Genomic DNA, 23,022 nt, shown 5'->3' with positions numbered 1-23,022 from the left:
CGTGGAATTTTCTAGAACAATAAAGCTATCTAACCATGAGAAAATTGTCGGTGATGTGGCGCTATCTTGCTCTTTAATTGATAATGTTGCGACCATTCATTACACAGATAGCAACTCTGTTAGTGGAAAGGTTGCTAGCCCCAGCTTCTTCTATGCGTTAGCTGAAATACGAGAATCGTATAAACATAATAATATGTTCCTTTTATGCTTTGGGTCAAAGAGGAATGTTTTTCCCGGCGGGTTAACTTCTGAAAGCTCCTTTGGAGAGCTAGCATACGAGTTCAACGAAAATGAAAAAGATCCAATCGTAGTAAACATTTTCGATAGTATCGATATTTCTGAGTTGGCACTAATTGGAGACTTAAAAGAACAAAAAGAGAAGAGAAGAGAAAGCATCCGAGGCCAAAGATAGTTATCAAATATTATAGAACCACTATACATGCGGAGAAATAATCATGTTGGTCTCATTCCCAACCAAGTATTGGGATATCCAACAGGAAAAAATGTTTATTACGAATGCATGATATGTGGCGATACCATCTACTCTCAACCAGAGTATTATGATGAGTGTTCATGTAGAAACATCGTAATTGATAGTTCAGGTGGAAGAATGGACATCGAAAATCGATATGAGACTAGGATTTTCAGAAAAGATAAATAAATTATCAAAGGAATGAATATGATAGGGAAATCTGCATTTTTATCGTTAGCAATACTTTGTTACTACCTCGTAGTCCAGTAGAGAAAATGAAACATCTTGAGGTAACTGCAGAGAAGCTAATTAGGTAACAATTAAAAATGTAGATTTTAAGTTCAGCACATGGGTGCATGATGGTATCGAAGTAATGTCCCATTATTCAAATTCTGGCGCCGCGGTTTTTAGTCAATCCCTCCGACTAATCGTTGCCATGGAGTACTTACCAAGCGGCCACCTAGATGCAATGGTGCTAGGTTTAGATGGACATGTTGTTACGTCAATCCCCCCCTCAGAAAAAGAAATTTCCTATCAATACATCGTTGCCCATCCCTCATCTGAGAGTGGCATAGCTGTTGTTGCCTCATGTTCAGAATTAGTTGGTCACTTCCACGATTGGCACTTTGAAGTCAACCTTGATGATTTCAGTATTGGTAATAGGCTTACTCCAGCCTATGGCGAAATTTAATAATTTAATGGGACAAGCAACCTAAATAATCAACGAACTCATCACCATTTAAGCTTTCCCCATTGAACGAATTCAGGACATTTCTCTTGGATTTTATGTCTAGAAAAGAGAATTGAGTGTGTTGGCGACGAGTTTAGTGAAAATCAGGCAGATGAAAACCACTGATGCGGTGCTGGTTGCAAATGGGTGTTGCTATCGCCGTTAGTGAGTCGGTAATCGAAACCCGCAAAGGCGTTTTCGGCCGAGCAAATGTATGGCTTCTTTGATGGCAGGCTCTGTGCCAATGAGTGTTCCCTTCTCTATTCGTGCGTAGGTATCTAACCATTCTGCACCATCAAACCCGAGCCTATTGAGTATCTCAGGTGTTCGGGTATCAATCTTACCCCGTTTATCTTCTCGGCTTTGACGACCAGTCCAATCAACAAGTTCAAGATAGTCCATCAACCTAAGTGGTATACCCTCTGGCATCGGTTCCCTCGGGTTTCCAGCAAAGGGGTACAAGCAAGGTGCGGTGTTTTCTTCTTTCTTCAATAACTCAATTCGCACTTTGACGGACGTATGCTCTGAGGTTTCAGGCGTTTCCGCTATGCTAGCCCTGACCGGGTTCAAATCCACATAGGTCATCGCCGCCACAAGGGCTTTTTCATCGAGTAACGCTTGGCTCTTAAATCGCCCTTCCCAGAAATGGCCTGTGCATTTGTCCTCTCGGTTCGCTTGTGACGCAATGTGTTGGTTAAGTAAGCGCATGAACCAACTAATTGATGCCAAACGCTCTCTCCAAACCGCTATTATTTCAACACATCGCTCTGTTTCTGAGTGGGTGAGTGTCTCTTGCTGCAGAAAACGATGAATCAATGCGGGTCCTTGATGGAAAGCCAACCAGCGCTCGGCAACGTCATGTGCAGTCAGATGTTTGGCTTTTTCTGCATTAATATGGAGCACGACATGATAGTGATTGCTCATAATGGCATAGGCACAAATATCAATACAAAATGCGCCCGATAGCGCGAGTAGCCGCTTTTCAATCCAACCACGACGATGCTCATAACTTTGCTGCGCATGTTCATCATATCCACAAAGAAATGAACGACGCACACAACGCGAGACGCAGTGATAGTAAGGGGTAGCGTCAATACTAATTAGGGATGAGCGAGCTTTGGTCATTGAGATATAAGTCACGAGTCGTCGAACAATACGGGGATCATATCGTTCAACAACTCTGCATTCATCTCGGAGACCTGGCTTTGAGCCTGAAAGCACTATCGGATGAAATTAACAAACTAATGCTTTTCTTAAAGTGTGTGTCCCTGTAGTGACGATCCCCTTTCTCGATTAAAGAAAACCCGTGGTGTGGTTGAGGAATCCTTCGCCCACGACCCTGCAGGTAACTTGCTCGATCAGGTGATCGGTGCAAATGCAGGACGAAAGCCGTTCGACGTTAACGGCAACCAACTCAAGTTTCATGGTGACAGCCACTATGAGTACGACGAATTTGGCCGACTCATCACTGAAAAACGCGGAAAAGACCAGCGCTTAATCACTCGTTACGAATACGACTGCCAGCACCGATTGATCAAAGCATCACTCCCAGATGGCACATTCGCAACTTACAAATACGATGCCTTTGGACGACGCATTGAAAAGAACGTCACCGATAAACTCGGCACGGAGAAAACCACCGAGTTTGTTTGGCAAGGCGACACCTTAATTGCAGAGACCAGCAGCGAGCACTACCAAACATACATATACGAGCCAGGCACCTTCAAGCCGATGGCAATGCTGTCCAGTGAAGGCACAGATTACGAGGTTTACCACTACCACCTCGACCAAATCGGCACACCAACAGACATCACCGATTTACACGGTAAATCCGTCTGGTCAGTGCAATACCGCGCTTACGGCAATGTGCTGAGAAAACACGTTGAAGAAATCGTCAGCCCTCTGCGTTTTCAAGGGCAATATTTCGATGAAGAAACCGGGCTTCACTACAACCGACACCGATACTACAGCCCGAATACTGGGCGCTTTGTAACAGCTGACCCTATAGGGCTTGCAGGAGGGTTAAACAACTACCAATATGTGCCTAATCCAACGGGGTGGGTGGATCCGTTAGGGTTGGCGGTTGTTGAGGCTGGTGGTGTTTGTTGTGGAGGTAGTCAAAAACCCGATTTTTATGTTGGTTCGGACGGACCTGCTACTACTTTGCCTTCAACGGGGTATCGATACATGGATTCAAGCTATGCTGAAAGAACAATAGCATCGCAAGAAGCGCCATTAAGCTATTTTGGCTTCGAGAAATTTGAAACCGGACAACAAGCAAGAGATGCATTCCAAATATTTTATGAAGAAGGAAACTCAGCTTCTTGGAGTGACGCCCGTCTTAGAGGAGAGTTTGATACTTTGCAGCTTTTCGATCCTGAATGGGGACTTAGAGCAAGAGTCCCCCGGTAGATTTCAAGGTAGTTGACCAGATTTTCTAATTAAGCGGCTCTTTTTTGACCGCCATGTTCGTTATTGTCTCCGCTTTTGGGGTTGAGTGTTACCGGACCAACGGGTGACCAGTCGCGAGTCTCCCTTGCCCAGCGTTCAGGATGCTTGGCTTTCGCCTGCTGATACAAGGCATGCCGCTTCGCCAGCACTGTTGTATCTAAGTTTCCGTGTCCTTCTGCTGGAGTGGCGGACTTAATCGCACTGTGGTGATGCTCGTTGTTGTACCAGTTTACAAAATTCAGCATCCATTCACGTGCCTCTGCCAGCGTTTCGAAGCCATGCTCCGGATAGTTAGGCCGGTACTTGGCTGTACGGAACAATGACTCTGAATAGGCATTGTCATTACTAACGCCCGGACGATTGAAGGATGTTCGGATGCCCATTTCATCAAGCTTTGCACGCAAGGTGAGTGACCTCATTGGGGCCCCGTTGTCAGAATGTAAATAATGAGGCTTCACGAAGCAGCGTTCACTGAAGGTGGCTCGCTCAATCAGCTGAGAAGCAAGGGTTCCGCATTCGCAGTCATGGACTTCCCAACCCACAATTTTGCGACTGTAGATATCAATGACCATATAAAGATACCAGTACAGACCACGAACCTTCGCGGGCAGATAACTGATATCCCAAGTCCAGATCTCATTGGGCTTTGTCGCCACATGAGAAGCGGGCTCCGTCGTAGGCTGTGGCGGTTTCGCCCGTCCTCGATGGTGCAGTTGGTCGTTAGCTTTCAGCACACGATATATGCTTGACTCACTGGCCATATATTCTCCCTGATCGGCCAGTTTCGGCACGATTTGACTGGGCGGTAAATTGGCATAGTCAGCCTCATTGCAGACATTCAGAATATGTTGGCGCTCTTGCTCTGACAGCTTGTTTTTCGGCTCTGGTCTGATAGCCAGAGGACGAAGATCGGGCAACACATGACCCTGTGACGTACGCCAGCGGCGCAACGTTCGCTGTGGAACTTGCATGAGGTCTGCAGCCTTGTACTGAGGCGCGCCATTAGCAACCGCTTCATCAAAAAGCGCCAGCAATGTCTCGCGCATATCGAGAGGAGTCAGTCCTCCTCGCTGTCGCTCCCGTACAAGGCCTTGAGCTTTTTTGACAGCACCAATAGCGCCGCCGTTTCTGCCAGGGCTTTGTCTTTACGATGCAGCTCTGCTTCCAATTTTCGGATACGCTTTTTATCCGCTCTACGCTCTGTCTGCTCTGCTTTCTTAGATTGCTCTGCTTGACCCGCACCGCTGATACAAGCGAGTTTCCACGCTTTAACTTGTTCAGGGTACAAACCTTTCTGGCGACAATACTGGCTAAGCTCAGTTTCTGACAAACTGGCGGTTTCGATGACGGTGGCGAACTTGGCTTCAGCTGACCAATGTTCAGAATTTTTTTGATTACCTGGCACAGGTTTACCTTCGGAGCGGAGTTTATTACGCCAATTGTATAACGTTGCTTCGCTGATGTGATCCTCCGCAGCAACTTCTGGAATGGTTTTGTTATGCGGTGGCAGTAGCTTCTTCAAGATGGCAGCTTTTCTTTCTTCGGAATATCTCGGCATAGTGTCCTTCGTTAGCCCTCCATTGCTGGATTTTTGGGCGTTCTAAGATCTGGACAACTATCCTGACACCGGGGGCCCCCACGACGCTGGTGACAGAGGAGGATTTTTAGAGCCCTTGACTGAATATTATCCTCAATATGGCAAAGGTGGTGTTGTACAGTGTGTAGTGGTCAACTCATTCCGGACAGTAAATTAGGCTGATTTTCAGCTTTCGCAGGTGGAAGACCACCGTTATAACTATGCGGTCTCTTCCAGTTGTAATAGCTCATCAGGTAATGGCTGATATCTTTGGATGCCTCAGCAAAAGATGCATAGCCTGTTGCTGGTATCCATTCAGATTTTAGACTTCTAAATAGCCTTTCCATTGGAGCGTTGTCCCAGCAGTTGCCACGGCGACTCATGCTTTGTGTCATCCGATACCGCCACAGGTGTTGTCGAAACTGGCGACTGCTGTATTGGGAGCCTTGATCCGAATGGAACATCACGCCACTTGGTTTTCCTCGTTGCTCATACGCCATCGACAACGCTTTTGTCACCAATGCCGCATCAGGACTGTCAGACATGGCCCAACCGACAACCCGTCTGCGATACAGATCAATGACAACGGCAAGATAGCACCAACGATGACCCGCCCATATATAGGTAATATCGCCGCACCATACTTGATTTGGGGCGTCGACAGTGAACTGACGATCAAGCTGATTGGGAATATCAGGCCGTTCAACCGTAGCTTGCTTATAGTTATGTGAACCGGGTTGCTTGCTGATGAGTTGTGCCTCTTTCATCAATCGGCGAACCTTGAATCGTCCAATCTTATGTCCGATTTCACACATCATGCCGACCAGAGTGCGACTACCCGCAGAGCTTCTGCTCAGCGTAAACAGTCGGTTGATCTCGCTACGAAGATGCAAACGTTCAGCATCAATATCATGGCGTCGTTGGCAGTGCTCATAGTAAGTCGACGTGGCGATATCGAACACAGTACAGACCAATTCTACCGGTTCTTGCTCTCTCAATTGGTCTATCAGCGCGTACGTTCGAGTTCGTCCGACATCAAGAGAGCAGTAGCCTTTTTTAGAATAGATTTTTCTCGTTCAAGTCGATGGATCCTTGCCTCTAACTCTTGGATTTTCTGCTGCTCTGGCGTTAAGGCTTTGGAAACTGGCGTACTACCGCCGCGCTCTTGTTCAAGTTGTGTGACCCAGCGTCTGAGTCCCGTTTCACCGACGTTTAATGAGCGGCTAGCCTCAGCAATTGAATACCCTTGGTCAAGTACCAAACAGGCTGCTTCTAGTTTAAATTCAGCGGAGAATGAACGACGTTGTCTTGTCATGGAACACCTCTTTCTTTAGTGGTGACTTTACCACCTTAAATGGTGTCCGGGATCATTAAACCACTACAGAGGCTCTTTATATCAATGCCAAGCCTAAGTTCATTGAAGTTGGTAACAATCTATACAGCGCTCTGATTTTAGGTGTGGGCTCGATGTCCTCTGAAATCAAGAATAATGGTCAAACCATTAAAGATTCCGATCTTTCTTACCAAGCAGGCCTTGAAGTTGGCTATATGATTGACGAATGGGATATCGGCATAGGATACCGTTATCAAACGGCTGATTTCGATGGTTTCTACGGCATGGATGTATCCAATCAAAGCGTGACCCTTGGCATTCGATACAACTTCTAATTCGGTTATGACCTCGAACTGCTTCAATTTGATGAGTCAGCGACATATTGCGCTGACTCATACAATCTTCTTGCCTGCTACTGCTTAAATACTCAAACTCATTTCTTTAAGTCGGTAAGAGATCTCGCACAAGCCTTTCACAAAAAGCATGGGTCGATAAATTCCGCTGTTTCATCTGTGCATCCACCCGCCCTGATTTCACCACACTGACCCAATTTTCCAGCATGCTTTTAAAGCCTTTGGTTTCCAGCGTATCTGTCCAATCGGCCATTTCTATGCGTTCAGTTTTGCCGTTTTCGAGTTTTTCGCCGCGCAGGAAACTGTCAAACTGGTAGGCTTCGTTTTCAAAGCTCAGAGAAACGGACTCACAGGTTTTGCCAAATAAGCGGTTCATTTGGCCGTTAAACAGCGTGCCATTTTCCTCCCAGCTCAGGTTAATCATGGCGATGTCATCACCCTTGCGTTGCACAGAGATTTGCACGTCTTGTTGGTCAATTTTCCCGTTAAGATTGAGTGAATCGATCACGTGGATCATGTCATCAAGAACAAAGTCTTGTGCTGCGCCTATAAGGTTCAAACGGTGTTTATGCCAACTGATAGTACGAAGGTCACTACGCACCACCAGCGATTGCCAAAGCGGAATGTAGCGACGGTTGAAGCCAACAAACAACGGCACTGATTTCTGTTCAGCAAAATCATGTAGTTTTTGATAATCAGGCAAATTCAAAGCGGCAGGTTTATCAACGAATACAGGAATGCCATGCTCGATAAAGAACGTCGCGATGGGGGCATGGGTTTCACTATTGGTGTGGATCATCACGCCATCGACGTTCATATTCACCAACGCTCGATAATCACGACACGTTTCTGTGATGCGGTACTCTCTGGCAACTTCAGCCAGTTTTTCAGGGTTTCGGGTACACAACACTAGCTCTAAGGCTGGCATACGGGTCAACAAAGGAAGGTAGGCTTTGGTGGCAATGTCACCCAAACCAATCACAGCAATTTTCATGGAAATCCTACTTGGGAAAATGAAAGGGTTAAGACGAAACGCATCACACCCTATACTCGCATTCTACTTTAGTAATACTCGCTATAGAGATCGCTCAAGTTTTTTTCAACCCAGATTTTGTGTCTCTATCTTAACAAGCCGGCGTCGCATTTAGCGATATGGTCGATGAATGAGGTACCGATATCAAACGGCTGTTTTGGATGGTCTGGACATATCCAACCAAGGCATGATCGTAGGTGTTAGATACAATTTCTAATTCAGTTTTCCGCTCGAATTTAGGCTTATGAATGAGTCAGCAACGTATTGTGCTGACTCAAGTAACACTGCCTGCCTATATCCCTAGTTTTTAATGCACCTAACGCTTATACCGAATGAAATGCTTGATGTATTAAAAATAGCAGCAGAACTGGAGTCGGCGTCAAATGTCTTTATGGTAGTTTGCGTATCGCCTAAAGAAGTCGTTGCAAATGATGTGTAAGTTCCAACATTTAGAATTTCACCACCGCCGAAATTTCGGTACCCCGCGATTGGAATCCTTAAAAAGCTGTTAAACAAGTCCGTAGCATTTGATATTGCATTATCTCCGGTCAGGTCGGATGTTTCCGCCTTGACTTCAGTATCGGTTGGCACACGATATCCCTCAGGACACACGGAGCTTCCATCTAAACTTGACCAATTAGCTTGTCTAAGTGTGCGTGCGGTATCAACACTCGCCCAATCAAAAAAACCCGTGATAAAATTCCCATTTCCCACATTATCTATGTTTGTGGCCTGTGTACTGATGTTGCTGCTACCCTGCTTTTCATGGCCGTCAGCATCTCGTCCCCACTGATAATAATCACCATAGCAATCGCTATCGGTTGCACTTTCACAGATTTTTGAAGACCCTAAATTTCTATCTAACCAATATTCCCCAGTATGTGGAGACAAAATTACTCCGTATGAAACATTGTTGTGAGTCACCTCTGTCGCGCCGTCTGTCACTAAATTGTGTTTATAAGCCATCAAACTTGTTTCAATATCTAAAGCAGATCCATTGTAGTTTTTTACGGCATCAATAAATTTAGTCATTAACGCTACTTTGTTGGCGCTTAGATGACTGGCACTTCTCACCTGATTAGAAGCAAGTGTGTAAATGTCGCTTAAGCTAGACAAAGAATCACTAGACGATAAATTGCTTTTGAAATCCGAAGACAATGTGGGGTCGGTTTCTACTAAATACAAAATCTGTGCAAGCTTTGCCAGATTGATATCATTTACACCGATATAGTCGACACTGAATTCGTCTAGTGTTGACGGTCCCAAACCTAGACCCGAAAGCTTTGAAAGCAACGTCTCGTCGCCCCCTAAAAAGCTATTGATAGGAGAGATAACAGAAATGCTCTCATCACTGATGGTCATTGTAATATCAAAGTCAATATCAGAACCTTCTAATTGACCGCCCGAAGAGGTAAGTGGATAGGTAGGCACTGCGCCAAACGTATAAACCCCGTTGGCACTATAAGTCGCAATTCGACCTATGCTATCGGTCACCGTGGCATTTTTTATATATCCATCAACCACGGTAATGTCTGTAGGGGTATCCCCGTTGTTGCAAGCAGATAACATTGGAATGACTACAGCGATGCTCATTCCCATCCTTAGTAACTTATTCCCCATCGTGCACTCACCTTTAATCGCCAATAAAAAGCTTCATTTAGTTGAGAATAAACACTTCAATCGCCTATTCGGAATGTGACACTTCCTTGAATTCAACCAACGTAACCAACTGAAATCACGCAGAGAATGAGAGTGTAGTACACATTATTAGACATTATTAGACATTATTTATGATACGCCATCCCGAACAGGTTATTTTTGTGGGAAATGCCAGTTGAGAAACTGCATGTGCGAGGAGTGAATTTTCAATCCATGTGTCATTCCAAATTAACGCGATTATTTTTAGATATGAAACAATTCGTGAGAAGGGAAAATTGGAGGTAGGCTTTGGTGGCAATGTCACCCAAGCCAATTACAGCGATTCTCATTAATGTTCTTTCCGATATATTTAATGCTGTTTAAAGACTGTATTCTCGCTCGACTTTAGCAATGCGCGTCGTAAACGCGGCATACCATTTTTTACGCCCCAGCTTTTGCGCTTCCAAGTGGTCGACGTTCGCTTTCCACTGTTTGATGGATTCAAGATCCTGCCAATACGAAACCGTAATGCCTAGGTCATCACGGGCGGATTCAACACCCAAGAACCCCGGTTGCTGCTCCGCGAGTTCGACCATTTTCCCTGCCATCTCGCCATAGCCATCGTCGATATCCGTTCGCAGGTTGGTAAAAATAACAGCGTAATAAGGGGGCGCGGGGGTGTTCGCAATATCTGACATGGGCATTCCTTTCCCGTTTATTTGACGTGGAAAGACAGCCTAGCGCAGAACACGCTTTAGCCCAAGTCACCCAGTTAACCTTCAACCACCTTTAACCGTCTCAAATGCACTAATGAAGCTCAGATTAATGTTTTTTTCCTCACAAAGTAGCATTGCAGCAATACCGTTATGCGCTTAACTTTAATTTGAGCCCAAATAAATCAAGAGGTTAAGTAGTGATGGACAGCAATAAACTCGCGCAAAGAATTCGTGTTGTATTTTCCGCTATCGCGTTGATTACTGTCCCTTTTGTTACCTTTGCCAATGAGCTGCCTGTGGTAAAAGTCGGCGTGCTTAAGTTCGGGACAATCAATTGGGAAATGGATGTCATCAAACGCAATAAACTCGACGAAAAAGCGGGTTTCATGCTCGATATCACCCCTCTTGCCGCCAAAAATGCATCTTCCGTTGCACTACAAGGCAACGCTGTAGACGTCATTTTCTCTGATTGGGTATGGGTAAGTCGCCAGCGCGCTGCCGGGAAAAGCTATACCTTGTCACCCACCTCTGCGACCGCAGGTGGGTTGTTTGCCGCGGCTGATCTCACACTCGCCTCCCCTTGTGATATCACCGGAAAACAGCTTGGTATCGCAGGCGGAGCGGTAGACAAAACGTGGGTGCTCTATCAAGCGTATTGCAAAGCCAAAGAGAACAAAGACGTCAGTGAAACCACCGAACAGCAATTTGTCGCGCCGCCACTGCTTAATAAATTACTCGTGCAGGGCAAGCTACCCGTGGGCATCAATTTTTGGCACTACGGCGCAAGGCTTGAAGCGGCCGGCTTCCAACCGGTTATCTCTCTTGATCAGATCGTCGAAGGCTTAGGCATAGAAACACAAGTGCCAATGCTCGGCTGGGTATTTGATGAAAGATGGGCAGACACCAACCCGCAATTAGTTTCCTCATTTTTGAAGGCTTCGTCTGAGGCGAGAGCAATATTGCGAACCTCTGATGAAGAATGGGATGTGATACGACCGTTAACAAAAGCCAAAAACGATGAGGTGTTTTCTGAACTTAGAACAGCATATCGACGCGGATTTTCAGGCACATTTGGTGAACAACAGCAAAAGGCAGCCGCGCAGATTTTCGCAATTCTCGCCAAAGAAGGAGGGCCAAAACTGGTGGGTAAATCCGATTCATTAAGTGAAGGTACATTCTGGCTCAATCAGTAAGCGTGCGTAGGTCAGGGATTATAGGTAAAGGGACTGCCATTACGTGATTCGGCTTAACCACACTCGCCTACTGTTACCCGCATTGCTGATGATTTTCTGGCAATGGTCCGCGGTGTGGATAAACAGTCCCGATTATCCCACGCCCGTTGCTGTCTACCATGCCTTCGTTTTTGAGCTAACACAGGAACAAATGCTTTATCACCTTGGCATGACGCTTTGGCGGGTAGTACTGAGTTTTGCGTTCTCCATGGTGCTCGGTGTGATTTTTGGCATCATGATGGGACGCTTTCCGAAGCTCAATGAACTTTCGGATCCCGTACTGCTCCTCGCCTTGAACATTCCTGCGCTGGTGACCATTTTACTATGCTACCTGAGCATAGGCCTGGTTGAGGCCGCAGCCGTCACAGCCGTCGCCCTCAATAAAATCCCGACCGTTGTTGCGATGATCCGAGAAGGGGCACGCGTGGTGGACAACGATCTTCTCGATGTTGGCCGTGTCTTTCAGCTTTCGCCAGCAACGCGCTTTTTCCGCGTATTCCTCCCTCAGCTATACCCTTACATCATGGCTTCTGCCAGAACTGGCCTTTCGCTGATATGGAAGATTGTCTTAGTGGTCGAGTTAATTGGGCGAAGTAATGGCGTTGGGTTCAAACTTCACACTCTGTTTCAATTCTTCGATATTGCCGGCATTCTCGCTTATACCTTCGCCTTCGTTGCCATCATCTATTTGTTAGAAGGCTTGATATTCCGTCCGCTCGACAGAGTCGTTTCGCGGGGGCGCGTATGATCTCGATTGCCCTGAATATTCAAAGCAAGCGCTATAAGCAGGATGAGCTTGTTATTGCCGATCTGAACGGCAATATCAAAGCAGGGAAAATCACCGCCATTGTCGGGCCATCTGGCTGCGGTAAATCGACCTTGTTGAACATGATTGCAGGGCTCGAAACATCACAACCCGATGAAATCTCGTTTTCAAATCTACAAAGTACCCAACCAAGGGTTGGGTATATCTTTCAAGCCCCGCGCCTTATGCCGTGGCTAACAGCGAAAGAAAATTTGGCGCTGGTATGTGGCAAAGACAACCCAGCGATCAGTGAAACCCTTGATGCCATGGGTATCCTTGATAAGCAAAATGCCTACCCCGCCGAGTTATCCGGTGGGATGCAAAAGCGGGTCAGCATCGCACGCGCGTTTGTTTACAACCCCGACCTCTTGTTGCTCGATGAGCCTTTTACCTCTTTGGATGCCCCCACCGCCGATCAGCTCAGACAACAATTGCTTGCGATGTGGGAGCGGCATCAATCCACCATGGTGTTTGTCACTCACGATCTTCGCGAAGCCATTTCACTGGCAGACGAAATTTGGTTCCTCAGTCGTTCGCCAACCACAGTGATTCATACCTTGCCCATAACACAACCGCCCGCGCGTTTACTCGCCGACAAACAAGGACGCCAGCAGATCGATCACATCACCACCAAGCTGATGGATGAACATCCAAACTTGCTCAGCGGCCTGACAGGTAATACACCCTCTCAACCAGAGTAAAAAAATCCGCACAGCGTCATCGCACATCACAGTATAACTTGCGTATAATGCCCACTTTCTTACTCCCCGGTGGAATCCAACATGGCTAAGACGCTGACGCAAGAGCGCATCGCAGAGATCCTCAAACTAGACATTGACCAACGTTACAAATACTTAGTGAAAGAAGTCGTAGAGAAGCGCGAGATTTGGATACTGACTGACGAGCACGGCTGCGTCATGCTCAATACCGAAGAAGAAGATTGCGTTCCCGTTTGGCCAAACGAAGAGTTTGCACAAGAGTGGGCGACAGGCGAATGGGAACATTGTAAACCAGAGCCAATTGGTCTGAGCAAGTGGCATAGCCGTTGGACAAACGGACTGCTGGACGATGAGCTTTCTATCGTTGCTTTCCCAAACATCGACTTAGAAGGTGTCGTGCTGTTCCCTGATGAGTTTGATTTTGATCTGACCAGTCTGGCGAAAAAGCAAAAGCGCTAAGTCTTCAGTCATCGCGCCAATCACAGAATGATTGTGTTGATGCAGAATGACGAAGAGTAAAGAATAAATAGAGAAAGAGTGGGCAGTGCCCGCTCTTTTTTCATTCGGAAAACTACATCATGTAAAAAATGCTAAATGCCACTTGATACTCTCCGATCCACCTTCAGGTCAAATCAATTCAATTCACTATTAATATGTAACTCCTGCCAATCATCACCTGAAATGGCCGTATATTTTAAAAGCACGATTAATTGAAATATAGATCAGCATGGAAATTAACATAACCTTGTTGATTATATACAAAGTTGAATTTTCATAAGTATGGGGAGGAGTCATTACAAATAAATACGATGACTATCACCATCTCTGACGGAACCTCATTTTTAAAGGGCTCTATCTATCATTCACTATGGGAATGATATTGCACAACTCACCACTGGGTCATACTGCTACTTGTCATCTGAATTCCCGCTTTAATTGAGAATCGATCGTATTAATAAAATTTGGTTCGAATTCAAATTGATTGAAATCAACAAACCTTCATTCATGCTGCTTGTAGCACCGTTTTCCCCCGAATATAAATTCCCTCACATTTAGGGAGTATTTATAGTTACCCCGTAATATTCCATTAAAGATTCTACGTTTTGAACCCTAAAAAACATTCGCTTGGTGAATGTTTTTTTAATGGGTTTGGGGCAAATAAAAATAGCTAAGTCTATTAGCACACAGATCCGCGCAAGCGATGTGAGAATGACAATGAAAAACTGGATCGATAAGGCGGTGTTAGCACCAATGAAGCGTCGAAGCTTCATGAAGTGGGGACGCGGTTGGCGGTGGTACCGCAGCACTGAGTGCGGGTTTGCCATTGAAAGCCGTGGCTAAAACAGCACCTCAACACGCAGAAGACACCAAAACCGTCTGGTCAGCGTGCATGGTGAACTGTGGCAGCCGTTGTGCATTGCAAGTTCATACTAAAAACGGCGTGATCACCCAAATCGAATCGGACAACCGTGGTGACGATCAAGGCTTTGGGAATCACCAAGTCCGTGCGTGTCTTCGTGGTCGCTCGATTAAGCACCGTGTTTACAACCCTGACCGTCTGAAATACCCAATGAAGCGCATCGGCAAGCGTGGCGAAGGCCAATTTGAGCGCATTAGCTGGGACGAAGCGTTTGATTTGATGTCAGAGAAACTGCAATACACCATCAAAGAATACGGCAATGATGCGATCTTCATTACCTACGGTTCAGGCACACAAGGTTACCGCACTGACGGTAAAGATTGCTTCAAGCGTCTGTTCAACCTTGTTGGTGGTTTCCTTGATTACTACGGTAACTACAGCTGGGGTCAAATTCAGTTTGCTCTGCCGTTCACTTACGGCTCCATCAAACCGTCGGCTTACGGTAGCTACACCACGGAAATCGAAAACGCTGATCTGTTGGTGATGTTCGGTTACAACCCTGCGGAAACGCGCATGAGCGGTGGTGGCGAAATTCACGAGCACGTCAATGCGCAACGAAAGAACAACGTTCGCACCATCATTATCGATCCGCGTTACACCGACACCATGTTGGGTAAAGAAGACCTATGGCTACCTATCCGCCCAGGTACCGATGCGGCTCTGGTTGAAGGTATCGCGCACACCTTGATCACAGAGAACTTGGTTGACCAAGATTTCTTGAACAAATACTGCCAAGGCTACGATTCATCAACCATGCCAGCAAGCGCCCCACAAAACGGCCACTACAAAGCGCACATCTTGGGTCAGGGTCCTGATGGCATCGAGAAGACACCCGCGTGGGCGTCAAAAATCACCGGCATTCCTGTTGATCAAATCGTGCAACTGGCGCGTGAAATCGGCACAGCAAAGGCGTGTTTCATCACCCAAGGTACGGGCATTCAGCGTCAAGCGAACGGCGAGCAAACCTCTCGTGCGATCGTGATGCTGCCGATCCTAACGGGTAACATCGGTCGCCCAGGTACGAACACCGGTGATATGCCTGCGAACTGGAGCTACCCTGCGCCGCGCATTCCAACGGGCGTTAACCCGATCCAAGTAAAAGTGCCGTTCTTCAAATGGAGCGATGCGATTTACCGTCATCACGAAATGACTGATAAAACCGACGGCATTCAAGGTGGCGAGCGTCTGCGCACCCCGATCAAGTTCCTACTGAGCTACTCAGGCAACATGATCATGAACCAACATGCCGACATCAATAAGCACCGCAAACTGATTGAAGATGAAACCCAAGCGGAATTCATCGTGGTGTGTGATAACCACATGACCTCTTCTGCCCGCTTTGCAGACCTTCTGCTGCCCGACGTGACCACCATCGAAAACAACGAAGTGAGCTCTGACGGTTACTCATCAGGTTCATTGGGCGGTGTATTCCCGCTGGTGCGCGCTATCGAGCCATTGTACGAAACACGTTGTGCCTACGACATGTGTGTGGGTCTGTCTGAGCGCCTTGGCGTGAAAGAAGCCTTCACCGAAGGCCGTACCCGTGACGGTTGGTTGGAATACCTTTACGACGGTGCGCGTCAAAAAGATGCCAACCTGCCAACGCTCGAAGATCTTCGTAAGAATGGCCCTTACACGTTAGCTGCGCCAAAAGAAGGCCGTATCGCGCTGGAAGATTTCCGTAACGATCCAGAGAAGCATGCCCTGGGAACGCCTTCAGGCAAGATTGAGATCTACTCCACCAAGCTGGAAACCATCGCGAAAGAGTGGACGTTGGCAGACGATGAAATCATCACGCCGATCCCGCAATACGTGACCACGTGGGAAAGCCACTTGGATCCAAAAACCGAGCAGTTCCCGCTGCAGTTCTTTGGCTATCACACCAAAGGGCGCACGCACTCGACGTACCACAACATTCCGTGGCTACGCGAAGTGGTGTTCGACGGTATTTGGATGAACCCCATTGATGCGAAAACGCGTGGTCTTGAAAGCGGCGATTACGTTCGCGTGTTCAATGATCGTGGCGAAATTCGCGTTGCCATTAAAGTCACGCCGCGCATCATGCCGGGCGTGACGGCATTGGGCCAAGGCGCTTGGTACTCCCCAGACAAAAACGGTATCGATTTGGGCGGTTGTATCAACACGCTGACCTCACAGAAGAACACACCACTGTCGAAGGGGAATCCTCAGCACACCATCCTAGTCCAAGTGGCCAAGGTTTAAGGGGAGATAAATAGATGACTCAATACGGATTCCACGTAGACACCAGCAAGTGTACAGGCTGTAAAACCTGTCAGGTTTCATGTAAAGACCGCAGTGACCTGCCTGTGGGCGTTAACTGGCGTCGTGTTTACGAATACGCCGGCGGTGACTGGGTACAAAACGACGACGGCACAGTGAGCCAGAACGTTTACGCCTACTACATGTCGATTTCATGTAACCACTGCTCAAACCCAGCGTGTGTGAAAGCTTGCCCAACGGGCGCGATGCACAAACGTACTGAAGATGGCCTTGTGGTTGTCGATAAAGACGTGTGTGTGGGTTGCCAATACTGTGGCATGGCGTGCCCTTATGGCGCACCTCAATACGACCCTGCGAAAAAACACATGACCAAGTGTGATGGTTGCTACGAGCGCATTGCAGAAGGCCGCAAGCCAGTGTGTGTCGAGTCTTGCCCATTGCGTGCGCTGGATTTCGGTCCAATGGACGAACTGCGCGAAATGTACGGCACGAAAAACGACGTTGCGCCGCTGCCCGATCCACGTCTGACATCGCCAAACCTGATCGTCACCACCTGCCGTAACTCTCGCCCCACTGGCGACACCACAGGCAGCATCCAAAACCCGACAGAGGTATCGCTATGAGTGAATTATCGCTGGTCTTCTTTACCGTATTGGTCCAATCCGCCGTCGGTATGTTTATCGCACTGGGTTTGGTGGAAATGTTCCTCAAACCTGAGCGTAAAAGCATGAACATCGCGTTTATGGCATCACTGACACTGTTGGGTCTGGGCGCGATTGCGTCAGTGACGCACTTAGGTCAGCCATTTCGCATGTTCAACGTGATGTTCGGTCTTGCACACATGTCTGCACTGAGCATGGAAATCGTCGCATTGTCACTGTTTGGTGGCGCGGCATTTACCTACACCGCACTGCGCGTGTTGAACATTCAACCTACCCTGCAAAAGCTCACGCTACCTGCGGCAATGGCACTGGGTGTTGTGTTCATTCTTGCGATTGTGAACGTGTACCGTTTGCCAACCGTGGTGAGCTGGAACTCGCATTGGACCACGTTCCAGTTTTTGATGACTGCAGGTGTCGTTGGCCCAATTGCAGCCGCATTGGCACTGCGCGTTCAAGCTGCAAAAATTGGTAAGGTTCAACAATGCGCTGACCGTTCACTGGCCATGGCCACACTGATCACCATGGCAATGTCATTGGTTGGTTTTGGTGGCTACGCAGTCTGGTTAGGTCAGCTAAATGCTTACGCCAACCCCTTCGCGATGGCGAACGCAGAAGCCTTCACCATGGCGCGTATCGGTTTGATGGCATCAGGTGTTGTACTGTTTGCATCTCAAGCATTGCGTGGCAATGACAAAAACGCTGGCATCGCGATTGCGGCGTTTTTGATGGTTGTGATGGCAGAACTGTCTGGTCGTGCGTTCTTCTACGACGCCTTCATCAGCGCTAGCTCTGGTATGTAATATCCCGATTTTTGGGTCAAAAAGGGGCTGGAATGTCAGCCCCTCTTTTTGAATGTTAACGCGTTACCTTTTCTTTTTGTCACCCCTTTTTATTTTTTAAAACACGTTCTTTTTTACCTCATTAATTTTAACCGAATAAGCCCATTGCCATGAATGACTCTCGCTACGAAACGCTTGCAAGCCTGACCATCGCCAGTCACTTTTTCTATCGTGCATTGCATCAAGCGCCAGATGCACACTTCATTAACGCTCTCTATGACGAGCCGATGTTCGATGAATGGCCAGTAGACATGGCGAATGCCAACGTGGAACAAGGGTTAGCGTTGCTTAAACAACGACCTAATCTACACGCGGCCAGCCGTGATTACGCACAATTGTTTGTCGGACCAAATACCCTGACAGCAGCGCCTTGGGGCTCTGTGTATCTGACGGAGGAACAAACTACCTGTGGCGCTGCTACGCTGGCGATTCGCGCGTTTTACGCGGAGCATGGCATTGCTATCGATACAGGCGAACGTGAACCCGAAGATCATATTGGTTTGGTGTTTTCCTTCATCACTTATTTGCTTGAGACCGCATTGAACGCACAAGTGGTTGAAGCCGTTCACAATGAAAGCTTGGCATCATTAAAGGCCTTTTTGAGCGATCATGTGCTGACGTGGGCACCGCGCTTTTTCGCGATCATGCGCGAAGGCGCACAAACCGAGTTTTACCAAGGCATTAGCTATCTTGCGGAAGGCACGCTAGAGCAATTGGCGTCGCAGGTGAACGCGCAATACAACAGCGTAAATCTCTATCGTTAATCGCTAGCGTGAATATCAAACGTTACTCAGAACCGCACATGTTTACCGACAATCAGGGTTAGGCACCATGTCAGACAGAGACGAGCGCTATTACAACGCACAATTGAACATGCAACAGTGCAGTCGCCGGGGGCTTTTTCGCGGCTTGTGGTCTGGTGTCAGTAAGCCTGTAAAAGCGTCTACTCAGATAGCCGCTATTCGCAGCGTTCCCCGCCCGCCCACAGCGGTAGAAGAAGCGTTGTTAAATCGCCTCTGCGATGGGTGCGGAAAATGTGAAGAGGTGTGTCCACAGCACGTCATTAGCATGCTCGAAGAGAAACCCACGCTTACGCTAGATGGCGGTTCGTGCACTGAGTGTGGTGAATGCCAACGCGTTTGCCCAACACTTTCGCTCGCAAATACATCGGCCAACGGCGTGCCATCGACAGGCGCTGTCGCCGCACTTTCAGGTATGTGTGTTCGTCAAATGGGGGCACCTTGCCAATCGTGCGAAGAGGCTTGCCCACATCAAGCGATTGACACTGTAAATCGAAGTGTTTCAATCAAAACGGAGCTGTGCTCTGGCTGTGCGCAATGCCGTGTCGCCTGCCCGTCTCATGCCATTCAGATGGTGATGCGTTAACGCATAGCGATTGTCATCCACCACAAAAACGAAAAAGAGCGGGACTAGCCGCTCTTTGATTGTTCATTTGGCCGTGTATCAACCTAATCGCACTGGCTTCACATTGATATGCTGGCTAAGCACATTGATGGCGGCCGCTTTGTAGCGCGGGTTCGCATCAAGGTTCTCAAATAGCCATTTGCAGCTAAACACCATTTTAATGGCATGCACTTCTGGCACTTTTACTATGGCACTGGCAATGTCTTCCCATGCAAAAGCATCAACGTCATTTCGTGCTTCTTCAGCAACACTTGGCAAGGCCTCTGGAACGCCTTTTTCAATATAAAGCGCCGTCAACCAAATCCAGTAACGTTGCCAAAGTTCAGCTAACAACGGGCGAAACCTGTCACTGTCACCAAGCACTGTCTGGGTAATGTCCACCAGCGCTTGAAACGCCGTCACGCCATGTAAGGTCGTGAGTGCGGGTTCAAACAGGTACAAACCAATAGCGCGATCACCGATTTCTTGAATTTTCAGCTCGAGATTTTCTTCGGTGATAAAGAAATTCTCCGCCACAGCGATATCGTGAAGCGCAGGCTCAGAACACAAACGCTCGCACACATTCAGGCTACCACCTCGAAAACTCAGCTCGGGTTTCGCAGCATGTAATGTCGCCCAATTGTCTTCGGCGCTGACCGAGATATTGGTGAAATCAGTGCGCGGCGGCAACATGCGTTTATACAGATCTTCATAACGTATCGCCCAATACGCCAGCGCATCAGCGATCAACCCTTTATCGCCGTGCATCATGGCGAAGCTTAATCGGATCAAGGGATGAAACAGCCCCATCGGCAGCGCATATTGCAGCTTATCGAGCGCAGACATGATGTACGCATTTTGATCGTCCGTTGCTTGTAAGCCATCGAAAAACATACGCTGAAAATCTGGCAACAGGTTTGCTTGTCCTAAATAATCAGACCAGTTTTCTTGCGTCACCACGCCCTTGTCTCGAAGACGAAGATCGTCAGTAATTTTTGAGCGATAACGCGGCCATGAAGCACGAAAATCCCTGATGTTTTCATCACTAGCACCCAGTGCTTGCAACGACATAATAGTCATCGGGTAATGATTCGCCATGCCGCCTTTTGTCACGCCACCAAGGTTGGGGTGAAACGCGCAGTCTTTCAGCATTTCATCATTTACCAACGCAGATATGTCAGCAGCTGCGTTGAATTGTCGTGTCGCTGTATTTGATGGATTAAATAACATGGTGACTCCTCCTTGCGTTGATAATGTGTTTGTTGCTGTGCCTGCCTACCTAAGATGCTTATAAAAAGTCCACATCTGGTGCGACAGGCACAATGCCGTGCGGATTACGCAACGGATTTTTTGAGTTGTAGCCGCGGCGATACACATCCAGATCGATAGTGCCTCGTACGCCCGGCTGTCGAACCAAATCTTTCAAATACGCCGAAATATTCGGGTAATCTCTAAGCGCTTTCAGGTTGCATTTGAACGCGGTGAAGTAACCCACATCAAAACGCACCAGCGTCGGCAGTAATCGCCAATCCGCTTCGGTGATCTGATTCCCCAGCAAATACTTGTGATTCCCTAAACGGGTTTCTATTTCCTCCAACGACGCAAACAACGTCGTCACCGCTTCCGTATACGCCTCTTGCGTTCTGGCAAAGCCCGCTTTGTACACGCCGTTATTCACGGTGTTGAACACCCAATCATTCATTGCATCAATGCGGTGCGCCAATTTCGACGGATAGAAATTTTGTTTATCACCTGTCACCTCGTTAAACGCACTGTTGAACATACGGATAATCTCAGACGACTCGTTACTCACGATGGTCTGTGTTTTCTTGTCCCACAGCACAGGTACCGTCACGCGACCTGTAAAATCGGGATTGGATTTCACGTAAAGCTGGTGCATCGCATCGAGCCCAAACAGCTCATCAGTAAATCTCGGTGTACTTTTATCAAACACCCAACCTTGATCGGTGCGAAGCGGCACAACCAGCGACAACCCGACCACATTCTGCAATTGCTTCACGTTGCGATAAATCAAGGTGCGATGCGCCCAAGGGCAATTCAACGCCGCGAACAAATGATAGCGCCCAGCTTCTGCTTTAAAGCCTGCGTCACCGCTGATGCCTGCCTCTCCCGTTTCCGTTACCCACGAGCGAAATTTCGCCGTGCCGCGTTGAAATCGACCATTGGCCTTCTCATATTCTTTGGTCTCCAACTCAAGCAATGCATCGTCGGTGAGCCAGCGTCCTTCAACTAATTTTCCCATCACTTCATTCCTTCTCAGCATTCCTTCTCAGTGCTGGTGTATATCACTGGTTGCCAATCTGCTCTCGGCCATGTGGCGTCGTAAAATCCAACGCTGGGCCAATCGGCACAATGCGTGTCGGGTTCACCGTTTCGTGGCTACCGTAGTAATGCGCCTTGATATGGTCGATATGAACCGTGCCTGCGATGCCGGGCATTTGATAAAGCTCGCGCAGGTATCCAAACAAATTTGGGTAATCGACAATACGACGGCGACTGCATTTGAAATGCCCAACATAAACAGCATCAAACCGAATCAAGGTGGTGAACAAACGCCAATCGGCCTCGGTTAAAGCGTCACCCAGCAAATAGCGCTGTGTGGCAAGTTTCACTTCCAATGCATCGAGTGCATGGAACACATCTTCTACCGCTTCGTCATACGCTGCTTGTGTGGTTGCAAACCCAGCGCGATACACACCGTTATTGATGTTGGGATAAACATAATCGTTCACCTCGTCGATCGCCTCACGCAGTGCAGTCGGGTAGTAATCACCTGGCTTGGCACCCACTTCATCAAACGCGCTGTTCAACATGCGAATGATGTCCGCCGATTCATTGCTCACAATGGTGTGGGTTTTCTTATCCCACAGCACAGGCACAGTCACGCGTCCGGTGTAATCGCTCATCGCCTCGGTATAGATTTGATGCAAATGCGTTTTACCGTTCACGGTATCTGGCACCACATCATCGCCGGGCAAAAACGTCCAACCGTCATCGCCCATAAAGGCATTAACGACCGACACGGAGATCATGTCTTCGAGCCCTTTTAACGCACGAAAAATCAACGTCCGATGCGCCCAAGGACAAGCCAGTGACACATACAAATGGTATCTACCCGGTTCAGCGTTAAACCCAGCGTCGCCGCTTGGCCCTGCGCTGCCATCTTGGGTTATCCAGTGACGAAAACTGGGTGCTTTACGGGTAAAACGTCCGTCTGTCTTGCTGGTGTCATACCAATCGGTTCGCCACTTCCCATCTACTAATAAGCCCATTACCTGTCATCCTTTGCCATCAACTTTCGATGAACAAACAATAATCGACCTCAATACATCAATAAACAGTGAGAACATGAATTGATTATTCTCGATAAGAGAACA

Annotated in this window: 21 protein-coding genes and 1 pseudogene; 13 read left to right on the top strand and 9 right to left on the bottom strand. The window is 47.8% G+C overall.

What is annotated here, in order from left to right; genetic code table 11:
* Window position 1 precedes the first annotated feature (1 nt).
* Together AC3CIC_RS21725 and AC3CIC_RS21720 are read left to right on the top strand one after the other, a co-directional pair.
* Window positions 2-412 carry a hypothetical protein gene (locus AC3CIC_RS21725; RefSeq protein WP_488516202.1) on the top strand — a complete coding sequence of 137 codons (411 nt, stop codon included), beginning with the start codon at window positions 2-4 and terminating at the stop codon, window positions 410-412.
* A 433-nt stretch (window positions 413-845) separates the two neighbouring features.
* Entirely contained in the window at window positions 846-1,163 is a 318-nt protein-coding gene (locus AC3CIC_RS21720) for a hypothetical protein (RefSeq protein ID WP_488516201.1), read from the top strand.
* 201 nt (window positions 1,164-1,364) lie between these two features.
* On the opposite strand, the gene AC3CIC_RS21715 is transcribed toward AC3CIC_RS21720, so the two are convergent.
* Complete coding sequence (locus tag AC3CIC_RS21715; RefSeq protein ID WP_488516200.1) at window positions 1,365-2,327, bottom strand: transposase; 963 nt, start codon at window positions 2,325-2,327, stop codon at window positions 1,365-1,367.
* A 135-nt stretch (window positions 2,328-2,462) separates the two neighbouring features.
* Between AC3CIC_RS21715 and AC3CIC_RS21710 the strand changes: the two genes are divergently transcribed.
* Window positions 2,463-3,614, top strand: coding sequence for an RHS repeat domain-containing protein (locus tag AC3CIC_RS21710; RefSeq protein ID WP_488516199.1), 1,152 nt, complete (start codon window positions 2,463-2,465; stop codon window positions 3,612-3,614).
* Window positions 3,615-3,643: 29 nt separating this feature from the next.
* On the opposite strand, the gene AC3CIC_RS21705 is transcribed toward AC3CIC_RS21710, so the two are convergent.
* Both AC3CIC_RS21705 and AC3CIC_RS21700 read right to left on the bottom strand, forming a co-directional pair.
* Window positions 3,644-5,211 (bottom strand): IS3 family transposase gene (locus AC3CIC_RS21705; RefSeq protein ID WP_488516198.1). Its coding sequence is split into 2 segments (ribosomal slippage): window positions 3,644-4,758 and window positions 4,758-5,211, totalling 1,569 coding nucleotides; the frame shifts between segments, so codons are not numbered across the junction.
* 170 nt (window positions 5,212-5,381) lie between these two features.
* Window positions 5,382-6,544, bottom strand: a protein-coding gene (locus tag AC3CIC_RS21700) for an IS3 family transposase (protein ID WP_488514316.1) whose coding sequence is annotated in 2 segments (ribosomal slippage) — window positions 5,382-6,289 and window positions 6,289-6,544 — 1,164 coding nt in all. Because the reading frame shifts where the segments join, the coding sequence is not laid out codon by codon here.
* Window positions 6,545-6,624: 80 nt separating this feature from the next.
* Between AC3CIC_RS21700 and AC3CIC_RS21695 the strand changes: the two genes are divergently transcribed.
* On the top strand, window positions 6,625-6,897 hold the full coding sequence (locus AC3CIC_RS21695; RefSeq protein ID WP_488516857.1) for an outer membrane protein: 273 nt from the start codon (window positions 6,625-6,627) through the stop codon (window positions 6,895-6,897).
* A 106-nt stretch (window positions 6,898-7,003) separates the two neighbouring features.
* On the opposite strand, the gene AC3CIC_RS21690 is transcribed toward AC3CIC_RS21695, so the two are convergent.
* The 3 genes from AC3CIC_RS21690 to AC3CIC_RS21680 all read right to left on the bottom strand — a co-directional run bounded on the left by AC3CIC_RS21690 (window position 7,004) and on the right by AC3CIC_RS21680 (window position 10,284).
* Window positions 7,004-7,909: a Gfo/Idh/MocA family protein gene (locus AC3CIC_RS21690; RefSeq protein WP_394208754.1), complete on the bottom strand. Its 906-nt coding sequence runs from the start codon at window positions 7,907-7,909 to the stop codon at window positions 7,004-7,006.
* Between the two features lie 339 nt (window positions 7,910-8,248).
* Window positions 8,249-9,541: a fibrobacter succinogenes major paralogous domain-containing protein gene (locus tag AC3CIC_RS21685; RefSeq protein WP_488516197.1), complete on the bottom strand. Its 1,293-nt coding sequence runs from the start codon at window positions 9,539-9,541 to the stop codon at window positions 8,249-8,251.
* Between the two features lie 425 nt (window positions 9,542-9,966).
* Window positions 9,967-10,284, bottom strand: coding sequence for an antibiotic biosynthesis monooxygenase family protein (locus AC3CIC_RS21680; protein WP_016960018.1), 318 nt, complete (start codon window positions 10,282-10,284; stop codon window positions 9,967-9,969).
* 218 nt (window positions 10,285-10,502) lie between these two features.
* On the opposite strand from AC3CIC_RS21680, the gene AC3CIC_RS21675 reads away from it, so the two are divergent.
* The 9 genes and pseudogenes from AC3CIC_RS21675 to AC3CIC_RS21635 all read left to right on the top strand — a co-directional run bounded on the left by AC3CIC_RS21675 (window position 10,503) and on the right by AC3CIC_RS21635 (window position 19,606).
* Entirely contained in the window at window positions 10,503-11,495 is a 993-nt protein-coding gene (locus AC3CIC_RS21675) for an ABC transporter substrate-binding protein (protein ID WP_488516196.1), read from the top strand.
* 43 nt (window positions 11,496-11,538) lie between these two features.
* On the top strand, window positions 11,539-12,282 hold the full coding sequence (locus AC3CIC_RS21670) for an ABC transporter permease (protein WP_488516195.1): 744 nt from the start codon (window positions 11,539-11,541) through the stop codon (window positions 12,280-12,282).
* Window positions 12,279-13,040, top strand: coding sequence for an ABC transporter ATP-binding protein (locus tag AC3CIC_RS21665; RefSeq protein WP_488516194.1), 762 nt, complete (start codon window positions 12,279-12,281; stop codon window positions 13,038-13,040). Before AC3CIC_RS21670 ends, AC3CIC_RS21665 begins: the two co-directional genes overlap by 4 nt.
* An 81-nt stretch (window positions 13,041-13,121) precedes the next feature.
* On the top strand, window positions 13,122-13,517 hold the full coding sequence (locus AC3CIC_RS21660) for a DUF2750 domain-containing protein (RefSeq protein ID WP_488516193.1): 396 nt from the start codon (window positions 13,122-13,124) through the stop codon (window positions 13,515-13,517).
* A 756-nt stretch (window positions 13,518-14,273) separates the two neighbouring features.
* Window positions 14,274-16,701, top strand: a pseudogene (locus tag AC3CIC_RS21655) (DMSO/selenate family reductase complex A subunit).
* A 14-nt stretch (window positions 16,702-16,715) separates the two neighbouring features.
* On the top strand, window positions 16,716-17,342 hold the full coding sequence (locus AC3CIC_RS21650) for a DMSO/selenate family reductase complex B subunit (protein ID WP_488516192.1): 627 nt from the start codon (window positions 16,716-16,718) through the stop codon (window positions 17,340-17,342).
* Window positions 17,339-18,181: a dimethyl sulfoxide reductase anchor subunit family protein gene (locus AC3CIC_RS21645; RefSeq protein ID WP_488516191.1), complete on the top strand. Its 843-nt coding sequence runs from the start codon at window positions 17,339-17,341 to the stop codon at window positions 18,179-18,181. The genes AC3CIC_RS21650 and AC3CIC_RS21645 overlap by 4 nt, the downstream gene beginning before the upstream one ends.
* Window positions 18,182-18,330: 149 nt before the next feature.
* Window positions 18,331-18,984 (top strand): TorD/DmsD family molecular chaperone, encoded by a 654-nt coding sequence (locus tag AC3CIC_RS21640; protein ID WP_488516190.1) that lies wholly within the window; start codon window positions 18,331-18,333, stop codon window positions 18,982-18,984.
* A gap of 67 nt (window positions 18,985-19,051) precedes the next feature.
* Window positions 19,052-19,606, top strand: a complete 555-nt coding sequence (locus AC3CIC_RS21635; RefSeq protein ID WP_488516189.1) for a 4Fe-4S binding protein — start codon at window positions 19,052-19,054, stop codon at window positions 19,604-19,606.
* Window positions 19,607-19,684: 78 nt separating this feature from the next.
* Here AC3CIC_RS21635 and AC3CIC_RS21630 read toward each other — a convergent pair whose 3' ends face one another.
* From AC3CIC_RS21630 to AC3CIC_RS21620, 3 genes are read right to left on the bottom strand one after another with little or no spacing between them, the layout of a single operon-like run.
* On the bottom strand, window positions 19,685-20,854 hold the full coding sequence (locus AC3CIC_RS21630) for a questin oxidase family protein (protein ID WP_488516188.1): 1,170 nt from the start codon (window positions 20,852-20,854) through the stop codon (window positions 19,685-19,687).
* A gap of 58 nt (window positions 20,855-20,912) precedes the next feature.
* On the bottom strand, window positions 20,913-21,887 hold the full coding sequence (locus tag AC3CIC_RS21625) for a glutathione S-transferase family protein (protein WP_488516187.1): 975 nt from the start codon (window positions 21,885-21,887) through the stop codon (window positions 20,913-20,915).
* Between the two features lie 43 nt (window positions 21,888-21,930).
* The gene (locus AC3CIC_RS21620) at window positions 21,931-22,917 is read right to left on the bottom strand and encodes a glutathione S-transferase family protein (protein WP_017005808.1); all 987 of its coding nucleotides are present in this window, start codon (window positions 22,915-22,917) and stop codon (window positions 21,931-21,933) included.
* Between the last annotated feature and the right edge of the window lie 105 nt (window positions 22,918-23,022).

Source organism: Enterovibrio sp. QJM3NY_24, from assembly GCF_057786035.1.
This window is presented reverse-complemented; position numbering and strand designations above follow the sequence as displayed.